The sequence below is a fragment of the Rhodobium orientis genome (assembly GCF_003258835.1).
In the GTDB taxonomy this organism is placed as follows: Bacteria; Pseudomonadota; Alphaproteobacteria; order Rhizobiales; family Rhodobiaceae; genus Rhodobium; species Rhodobium orientis.
Genome location: NZ_NPEV01000056.1, coordinates 24,178 through 33,113 on the forward strand (window position 1 = coordinate 24,178; position 8,936 = coordinate 33,113).

The following is an 8,936-nucleotide window of genomic DNA, read 5'->3' on the forward strand; positions in this document are numbered from 1 at the left end:
CTCGTTACAGGCACGTTCGGCCAAAAGGATCCGCCCCTCCGGCATGGCCGAGGCGGTGCTGCTGCACCGCCCCGTGAGCCAGCCCCGGAACGGTCGCCTATGCCCCGCTTGCCGCCAGCAGCGAAGCGTTGCCGCCGGCCGCCGTGGTGTCGATGCAAAGGTGCCGCTCCAGCACGTAGCGCTCCGGCGCAACCAGTTCCGTAATCAACGGCAGGATGGCACCGTTGCGGCCGGCGAGTGCCTGGCGAAGCGCGGCCAGGTAGCTGCCGTCGCCCGTCGCCGCCACCGCGCCGATACCCGTCAGGCCACCGACCGCATCGGCATCGAATGCGCCATCGAGCCCGGCAATCGGTGCGCCCCGCGATGCGAACTCGTGAACGAAGCCGGGAGCGCCCGGCGCAACGGCAACGACCGCATTGCCGGCGGCAAGCGCCTGCACGGTCTGCACGGCAAGGCTTTCCAGGTCAGGCCCGAGGCACAGCACCCGCCCGCGCGGCGGGAAGGAGAGCCGGTTGCTCTCGCCCGTCGGCCCCGGCAGGTCCATGGTCGCTTCGATGTCAGTCGCAGCTTCAAGGGCGTCGGAGGCCGGCGCGCCGGAGCGCGACAGCGCCTCGCCGAGCACCGCGGCCCGGTCCTCGCGCCCCGCCCAGACCGTATGGTCGAGCTTGTCGAGCGCCGCCTGGACGGCGCCGGCATCGACGGTCTTTGCCTCGGGCGCCGGCGCCGGCGCATCGGGTGCAGCCGCCCCCGCCGCCTCGCCGCCACGCCGCATGAAGCGGGCCACGTAGTGCGGCCCGCCGGCCTTCGGGCCGGTGCCGGAGAGCCCCTCGCCGCCGAAAGGCTGGGAGCCGACGATGGCGCCGATCTGGTTGCGGTTGACGTAGAGATTGCCGACATGGAGCCGGTCGACCACCTGCTGAACGCGGCTGTCGACCCGGGTGTGGAGGCCGAAGGTGAGGCCGTAGCCCTTGGCGTTGACCGCATCGATGACGTCGTCGATGCCGTCGGCCGGGAACGTCGCCACATGCAGCACAGGCCCGAAGATCTCCCGCTCCATCTCCTCGATGCCAGCGACCTTGACCACCGTCGGCGCGACGAACCGGCCGCCGCCCGGCACCTTCAGCGACTTGATAAGCTTGCCGTCCGCTTCCATCTGCCGGCAATAACCGAGGATGGTGTCGCGCGCCTCGTCGTCGATCACCGGGCCGATGTCGGTTGAAAGCTGCCACGGATCGCCGAGCGCCAGTTCATCCATGGCGCCGGACAGCATTTTCATGATCCGGTCTTCCACATCCTCCTGCACATAGAGAATACGCAGCGCCGAGCAGCGCTGGCCGGCGCTCTGGAACGCCGAGGCGAGGATATCGCCGACCGCCTGCTCCGGCAGCGCCGAGGAATCGACGATCATGGCGTTGAGCCCGCCGGTTTCCGCGATCAGCGGCGCCGACGGCGCAAGCGTTCTGGCCATCGACCGGTTGATGCGCTGGGCGACCTCCGTGGAGCCGGTAAAGCAGACGCCCGCGATCCTCGGATCGGCGGCAAGCGGCGCGCCGACCGTCGGCCCGTCGCCGGGAAGGAGCTGGATCGCGGCCTCCGGAATGCCAGCCTCGCGCATCAAGGAGACGGCCTTTGCCGCAATCAGCGGCGTCTGTTCGGCGGGCTTGGCGATCACCGCATTGCCGGCGGCAAGGGCGGCCGAAATCTGGCCCGTGAAGATCGCCAGCGGAAAATTCCACGGCGAGATGCAGGCAAAGACGCCCCGTCCCGATGCCGGCTCTTCTGCCTCCAGTCGCCGCACCTCATTGGCGTAGTAGCGCAGGAAGTCGACCGCCTCGCGCACTTCGGCCGTCGCGTCATTGAGCGTCTTGCCGGCCTCACGGGCACAAAGCGCAAAAAACTCCGGCGCGTTTTCCTCATAGAGATCGGCGACGCGCTCAAGGACGCTCGCGCGCTCGTCGACAGGGCGCGCCGACCAGTCGGAAAAGCCCTCTGCGGCGGCCGAGAGCGCCGCGGCAAGGTCTTCCTCGCCCGCCTCGACCACCGTGCCGACAATATCCTCCGGCTTTGCCGGATTGGCCGTCTCGCGGCCGCCATCGCGCATCGCCTGCCCCGCCACCATCGGCGCGGCGTGCCAGCGGCAGGACGCGAACCGGTCGCGCGCGGCAAAGAGCTCGTCCAGTTCCAGCGGGTCGGTCAGGTCCCAGCCCTTGGCGTTCTTGCGCGCCTCGCCATAGAGCATCGGCGGCAGCGGAATGCGCGGATTGGCGATCGCCTGGCCGTGCGCCTCCAAGACCGCAAAGGGATCGCGGGCGACCTCCTCCGGCGGGATCTCCTCATCGACGATCTGGTTGACGAAGGAGCTGTTGGCGCCGTTCTCAAGCAGCCGGCGCACCAGATAGGCCAGCAGATCGCGGTGCTCGCCGACCGGCGCATAGATCCGGCAGCGCACGTCGCTCGACTTCTTCACCGTGTCGTAGAGCGACTCGCCCATGCCGTGCAGGCGCTGGAACTCGTAAGACGTTTTGCCGTCGGCCATTTCCAGGATCGAGGCGACGCTGTGGGCGTTGTGGCTGGCGAACTGCGGATAGATGCGCTCGCCCATGGCAAGGAGCTTCTGTGCACAGATCAGGTAGCAGACGTCGGAATTGACCTTGCGCGTGAACACCGGATAACCGGGAAGGCCCTCCGTCTGGGCGATCTTGACCTCGCTGTCCCAGTAGGCGCCCTTGACGAGGCGCACCATGATCTTGCGGTCGAGCTTTTCGGCGAGCGCATGGAGCCAGTCGATCTCCGCCGGCGCGCGCTTGGCATAGGCCTGGACGACGATGCCCATGCCGTCCCAGCCTGCAAGGGCGGGATCGGACAGCACCGCCTCGAAGACGTCGAGGGAAAGGTCGAGCCGGTCCATCTCCTCGGCGTCGATGTTGAAGCCCATATTGGCGCTCTTGGCGATCAGGGCGAGCGCCCGGGTCCGCGCCACCAGCTCCGTCATCACCCGCTCGCGCTTGGCGAATTCGTAGCGCGGATGCAGCGCGGAAAGCTTTACCGAGACGCCCGGATTGGACCGGATGTCCGGCCCGCAGGAGGCGGCAAGCTCGGTGATGGCGTTGGAATAGGCAAGGTGATGGCGCCGCGCGTCGGCCTCGGTCAGCGCCGCCTCGCCCAGCATGTCGTAGGAATAGCAGTAGCCGGCGGCCTCCCGCTTCTTGGCCCGCGTGATCGCCTCGTGGATGTTGCGCCCGAGCACGAACTGGCGGCCGAGCTCCTTCATGGTCTGGCCGACGGCGACGCGCACGACGGGCTCGCCGAGGCGGCGGATCATGCCGCGCACGGTCTTGGCGACGTTCTGCCCGTCCTTGTCGGTGAGAACGTGGCCGGTCAGCATCAGCGCCCAGGTCGAGGCGTTGACCAGCACCGAGCTCGACTGGCCGAGATGGGTGCTCCAGTCCGACGGCGCGATCTTGTCGGAGATCAGCGCATCGATCGTCTCGTCGTCCGGCACACGCAGGAGCGCCTCGGCAAGGCACATCAGGGCGACGCCCTCGCGGGTGGAGAGCCCGAACTCGGCCAGAAAGCTCTCCATCATCGTCGGCTTCGACGAGGACCGCACCTTGGCGACCAGCTCCGCGCCGCGCGCGGCGATCTTCTTGCGGGTGTCTTCGGTGATCGGCGTTGCGGCGGCAAGCGCCCGCATGGTCTCCGCCTCGTCGGCGATGATCGCCTCGCGCATGCGCTGGCGGATAGCGGCGAGATCGGTCGGGTCGGAAACGGGAGACGGAACGGCACCGGAGGAGGCGTCAGACATGGCGGTTCTTTCGGCTGGAAGGGTTGTTTCCCCTAGGATACTCCAATCCTTGCAGCCGATTTTCCCGAGAATCGACGTGAGATAGGCAAAAATCGCGAAAATATGCTAACTATCAGCCGGAACGTATCATCAAAGGCCCGGCAATGGACGATCTGGATGCCATCGACAGGAGGATCATCGACGCGCTGGTCGCCAACGGGCGGATCACCGTGACGGATCTCGCCGCAAAGGCCGGGCTTTCCAAAACGCCCTGCCAGAACCGCATGCGCCGGCTGGAGGAGCGCGGCTACATCCGCGGCTATACGGCGATCACCGACCCGGCAAAGCTCGGCGCCGGCCACATCGCGTTCGTCCAGGTGACGCTCAGCGACACCCGCTCCGCGGCACTCGCCGCGTTCAACGAGGCGGTCCGGGGCGTGCGCGAGATCGAGGAATGCCACATGATCGCCGGCGGCTTCGACTACCTGCTGAAGGTCCGCACCCGCGACATCGCCGGCTACCGGCGCGTTCTCGGCGAGCGCATCTCGACGCTGCCCCACGTCACCCAGACCTCCACCTTCGTCGTCATGGAGGCGGTCAAGGACCGCAGCCGCTAGCCCGACGGTCGCACCGACAAAGGGACGCAGCGGGTCGCCACATTCGCTCCACGCCGCAGGAGCACAGTCCTGGTGCCCCGATCCGGTGAGGAGACGACCCCCATGTCGCTTTTGAGGCTCCTTGGCGCGGCCGCCCTTGCCGCCGCCCTTTCTGCGGCGAGCGCGGCCAGCGCGCCGAAACCGCTGCCCGATGCCTGCGCCGTGCTGAAGACCCTTGATGCCGCCGAGTACCTGTCCGGCGAAGTGCGCTACGACCTGATGGCGGCCCGCCGCGACGACGCCGTCGCCTTCAGCCAGTGCGTCGCCGTGGAAAAGGAAGGCGCCGCGTCGGTCAGCCTGCAGATCCGCGAGCTGCGCTCCGGCGCGTCCCCCGCCCCGGCCGCAACCCAGCGCGAGGACTACGTCAAGGAACTCGCCGAGACCTTCGGCTTCGTGCCGGAGGCGGAGGACGTTGCCGTCGGCGAGGCGGCTGTCTGGATCGGCGATGTCGGCCAGTTGACCGTCTGGTACCGCGACGGCCGGGTGCAGATGATCGTCTCGGGGCGGGGCGGCAACAGTAAGGACCTGGCGGCCGAGATCGCCCGCCGCGTCGTCGAAAAATATCCCTGATCCCCACGCCGGCCCCGCACGGGGGACGAAGGCGGGCCGAGGATCGGAGCACGGGCAGACATGCCCGAAAATACCTATCGTCACGATTTCATTTGCCGTCGGACGACAACCGTAATATTAGGTTATTCTAATAAGAAACAATAAATCTAGGGAGGGCGGTGCGCGATGCCCGGAAGCGGCCTTTTCGGGCCGCCGGCCGCTTGTCAGGCGCACCAACGCACCGCCGCTTGAGTTTGGGCGACGCGACACCATGCTGAATTCCACCCTGTGGGAGGCCTTCACCCCGTTTACCAAATGGGCGCCGCGGGTCACCCGCGACGACCTGCAGCGCGACCTCGTGGCGGGCATTACCGGCGCCCTCGTCGTCCTGCCGCAGGGCGTCGCCTTTGCCTCCATCGCCGGCATGCCGCCGGAATACGGCCTCTATGCCGGCATCGTGCCGGCCATCGTCGCCGCCCTCTTCGGCTCCTCGCGCCACCTCGTCTCCGGCCCGACGACGGCGGCCTCGATCGTGCTGTTCTCCGCGCTCTCGGTGCAGGCCGTGCCGGAAAGCGCGCAATATGTGACGCTGGCGCTGACGCTGACCTTCATGGTCGGTCTCTTCGAGCTGGCCCTCGGCCTTGCCCGCATGGGCGCGCTCGTCAACTTCATCTCCCATTCCGTCGTCGTCGGCTTCACCGCCGGCGCCGCCGTGCTGATCGCCGCCAAACAGCTGAAGCATTTCTTCGGCATCGAGATGCCGTCCGGCGGCCATCTCCACCATATCCTGATCGCCTTCGTCGAACAGATCGACCGCCTCAACCCCTATGTCACGTCGGTCGCCGCGGCGACGCTTCTCAGCGGCATCCTCCTCAAGATATTCGCGCGAAGGATTCCCTACCTCATCGTCTCCATGGTCGTCGGCAGCCTCGTCGGCGTTTTTCTGAACGCCCGCTTCGGCCAGGAGGTGACGGGGATCGCAACCGTCGGCGCCCTGCCGACCCATCTGCCGCCGCTGTCGGCGCCGGACCTTACCTTCGACACCATCAAGGAGCTTGCCCCGACTGCCCTTGCCATGACCCTCTTCGCGCTGACCGAGGCGGTCTCCATCGGCCGCTCGCTCGCCGCCCGCGGCGGCTACCGCATCAATGGCAGCCAGGAATTCGTCGGCCAGGGCCTTTCCAACATTTTTGGGGCGTTCTTCTCCGGCTATGTGGCGACCGGCTCCTTCAACCGGTCCGGCCTCAACTACGAGGCCGGCGCCAGGACGCCTTTCGCCGCCGTCTTTGCCGGCGGCCTCCTCATGGTCGTCCTCCTCTTCGTCGCCCCGCTCGCGGTCTACCTGCCGAAGGCGACCATGGCCGGGCTCCTCTTCCTCGTCGCCTGGGGCCTCTTCGACTTCAAGGAGATCGGCCACATCCTGAAGGCCTCGGGCCGCGAGACGGCCGTCCTCCTCGTCACCTTCTTCAGTGCGCTCTTTTTAGAGTTGGAACTCGCCATCTTCGCCGGCGTCATGCTGTCGCTGATCATGTATCTGGAGCGGGTGTCGAAGCCGACGATCCGCCGCCAGGTGCCGGACCCCTATGGCGCCAAGCGGGTCTTCGTCTCCGACCCCGCCCTGCCGGAATGCCCGCAACTGCGCTTTGCGCAGATCGACGGCTCGATCTTCTTCGGCAACGTCAACCGGGTGGAGGACACCTTCGACCTCTACCGCAACACCCACCCGGACCAGAAACACCTCGCCATCGTCGCCCAGGCGATCCGCTTCGTCGACCTGCAAGGGGCGGAGGCCTTCGTCGACGAGGCCAAGAAGCGCAAGGAAATGGGCGGCGGCCTCTACATCGTCAACGCCCAGATCCCCTTATGGGAAATCCTGGAAAGCCTCGGCAGCCTCGACGACATCAACGAAAAGCACTTCTTCCAGGGCAAGACGGCGGCCGTCCACGCCATCTACCAGAAACTCGACAAAACCGTCTGCAAGGGCTGCAACCAGCGCATCTTCACCGAATGCATGTGGGACCACGGGGTGAGGGGGAAGCCGGCGCCCGGGGAGTGAGGCTATGCATTGAGGCTGACACGCCCGCACAACGCACGGAATAAAAGGGGAAACGCCAAATTTTTTGGGGATTATCGCCTTGACGCAAATTAGAATAACTGCCCCTGGTCCAATTCCGGCTTAATCCGCACCAGTCGGCGCACAGAATCAATTTCTGCGTCATCGACGATGTGCCCCGCATAATCTTCGAAGCGGAGGAGTGAAACGGCCTTCTCTTCGTAGTTTTTGCCTTTGCCGTCGTCAAATGTGTGAAACTCAATATCGGAGACGCCGAGTGCCTCCTTAACCCAAAGGCAGGTGGCAAATTGAATGGAATCGGGGACGGTCAAAACCCGCGTCTTTTCATTCGCCTGTTTCACGTCAGGCGCACTTTCAAACTTATGGTCCCGAAGGCGCCCAGCTTTTTGAAGGATAACTGGATTTGGGCTGACGGGAAGCATTACACCTTCGATTTCAGATATGAGCTGATCAATACTGCTGAAAGCGCTGCTACCCTTGAGAAGCGATGGCCGAAATTCTGCATATAATATCGTACTATACCATATGTGGCGCTTGCCGACCTTTGCGTCATCGAGAATCCTAGACATATGGGCAAGGAGTTCTGGGGGGCTGCCTGTGATGTGGCGAATGAGGACGCAGCTATCCCAGAAATGATTATTGCTTTGGGATAGTCCCATTTTCTGCGCCCCAATCCGATGGCTCGAAAGGCATCATCGCTCCTTCCCATTTAGATGGAGTGCCAGTTTGGTTAATGCTTTTCATACTCGCAACCTCAACTCGCACCGGAAGCTGCCCCTCACCGTCATAAATCGCGTCTCCAAAGGCCCATATGCGCTGTTTCAGGAGCGATTTGATTTGCTCTTCAGAGATCTCACTCTTGAACACACACGGCACCTCGATCTTTGTGCCTGTAATGACTAGGATTCCACGGGGCATATGCCCACGGTAGTCGAGTTCCATAAACAGACAGTCGAATGCGTCAGACGCTTGTCCACGGAAGTACCGCGGCGGCAGTCTTCCATCCGATCTTTCAGTAAGAAAACGATCAATTTGCTTTCCAAACACCGCATCTAGCGCTAGTGTTGTACGCTGCGATGTAGATATCTCAATGTATTCGAATTTTTTTTCTACGCCCTTGACGACCGCGCCGAGTTTTTCTGCGACCCCGCCGTACTTCGATGCTTCATCAAAATTGCTTCTATAAATTGCATCAGCACACGCATATAGAGCCTTGGCAGAGGATGCGGGGTCAAAGCCGAGATTGGGACGGGGCCTTTCAGAAAGCCCGAATTCCGCGCTACCGATCTTGAGATGAGATACAACAAACTCGTGCGCCGTCTTGTGATTGACGGCCTTGTCCGCCTCCACGAGGGCGCTCAGAAGACTGCTAAACTTGGCTTTAAAAACGTTTGCTGGCACAAGCCTTTCATGCTCCACAGCAGACTTGCTGCCGTGAATCGTTACAAGGATTTCTTGTTTGGTCTGCTCAACGTTGGCCAAATCACAATCCTCCTCACGGATGCTAACATCCGTCCGGATATCTGGGAAGTTATATTGAGAGCGCAATAACTGATGGACCGTTAACCTTACAAAAGGTATTGGAAACCAGTCGGTTAGAGGATTTTATGACGCAACAAGAATCTTGTGGTGCTGGCCCGGTCGATGAAGCCGCCTTCGAAAGGATCGTCGGGGCAGCGGTCAAATCGGCTCGATCAGAAGATCGAACATCGCATTTTCCTTCAGACGATGGTTCGAGAGAAAGCTGAATTCACTGAGACAGCGCTCCATGTACTTCGCGCTAATAAAGCTCAAACTGTCTTCTTAAGCTTCTTTCCGTGCTATATTTCACTGACGGGAGGAAGCGATGGCACAATCAGGAAAGAGGTTGGGA

At 63.5% G+C, this 8,936-nt stretch carries 7 protein-coding genes; 4 read left to right on the plus strand and 3 right to left on the minus strand.

Features of this window, described 5'->3' with window-relative positions:
* Positions 1 to 97 precede the first annotated feature (97 nt).
* Complete coding sequence (gene putA, locus CH339_RS19835; protein ID WP_111436111.1) at positions 98 to 3,805, minus strand: bifunctional proline dehydrogenase/L-glutamate gamma-semialdehyde dehydrogenase PutA; 3,708 nt, start codon at positions 3,803 to 3,805, stop codon at positions 98 to 100.
* A gap of 143 nt (positions 3,806 to 3,948) precedes the next feature.
* Here putA and CH339_RS19840 point away from each other — a divergent pair, with 143 nt between their 5' ends.
* The 3 genes from CH339_RS19840 (at position 3,949) to CH339_RS19850 (ending at position 7,045) form a co-directional block, all read left to right on the plus strand.
* A complete protein-coding gene (locus CH339_RS19840) occupies positions 3,949 to 4,401 on the plus strand; it encodes an Lrp/AsnC ligand binding domain-containing protein (protein ID WP_111436112.1) in 453 nt (150 codons plus the stop codon).
* Between the two features lie 102 nt (positions 4,402 to 4,503).
* On the plus strand, positions 4,504 to 5,010 hold the full coding sequence (locus CH339_RS19845; RefSeq protein ID WP_111436113.1) for a hypothetical protein: 507 nt from the start codon (positions 4,504 to 4,506) through the stop codon (positions 5,008 to 5,010).
* Between the two features lie 250 nt (positions 5,011 to 5,260).
* Positions 5,261 to 7,045 (plus strand): SulP family inorganic anion transporter, encoded by a 1,785-nt coding sequence (locus CH339_RS19850; protein ID WP_111436114.1) that lies wholly within the window; start codon positions 5,261 to 5,263, stop codon positions 7,043 to 7,045.
* A gap of 89 nt (positions 7,046 to 7,134) precedes the next feature.
* Here the strand turns inward: CH339_RS19850 and CH339_RS24435 are convergent, their stop codons facing one another.
* Together CH339_RS24435 and CH339_RS24440 are read right to left on the minus strand one after the other, a co-directional pair.
* Positions 7,135 to 7,722: a hypothetical protein gene (locus CH339_RS24435; protein ID WP_146610253.1), complete on the minus strand. Its 588-nt coding sequence runs from the start codon at positions 7,720 to 7,722 to the stop codon at positions 7,135 to 7,137.
* Positions 7,700 to 8,545 carry a hypothetical protein gene (locus tag CH339_RS24440; RefSeq protein ID WP_146610254.1) on the minus strand — a complete coding sequence of 282 codons (846 nt, stop codon included), beginning with the start codon at positions 8,543 to 8,545 and terminating at the stop codon, positions 7,700 to 7,702. Before CH339_RS24440 ends, CH339_RS24435 begins: the two co-directional genes overlap by 23 nt.
* Before the next feature lie 147 nt (positions 8,546 to 8,692).
* On the opposite strand from CH339_RS24440, the gene CH339_RS24980 reads away from it, so the two are divergent.
* On the plus strand, positions 8,693 to 8,936 hold a 244-nt coding region (locus tag CH339_RS24980; protein WP_210207383.1), incomplete at its 3' end, for a hypothetical protein.

Excerpts from the sequence above, each read along its gene's own strand:
- putA (WP_111436111.1), bottom strand. The coding sequence starts at position 3,805 with ATGTCTGACGCCTCCTCCGGTGCCGTTCCGTCTCCCGTTTCCGACCCG.
- CH339_RS19840 (WP_111436112.1), top strand. The coding sequence starts at position 3,949 with ATGGACGATCTGGATGCCATCGACAGGAGGATCATCGACGCGCTGGTC.
- CH339_RS19845 (WP_111436113.1), top strand. The coding sequence starts at position 4,504 with ATGTCGCTTTTGAGGCTCCTTGGCGCGGCCGCCCTTGCCGCCGCCCTT.
- CH339_RS19850 (WP_111436114.1), top strand. The coding sequence starts at position 5,261 with ATGCTGAATTCCACCCTGTGGGAGGCCTTCACCCCGTTTACCAAATGG.
- CH339_RS24435 (WP_146610253.1), bottom strand. The coding sequence starts at position 7,722 with ATGGGACTATCCCAAAGCAATAATCATTTCTGGGATAGCTGCGTCCTC.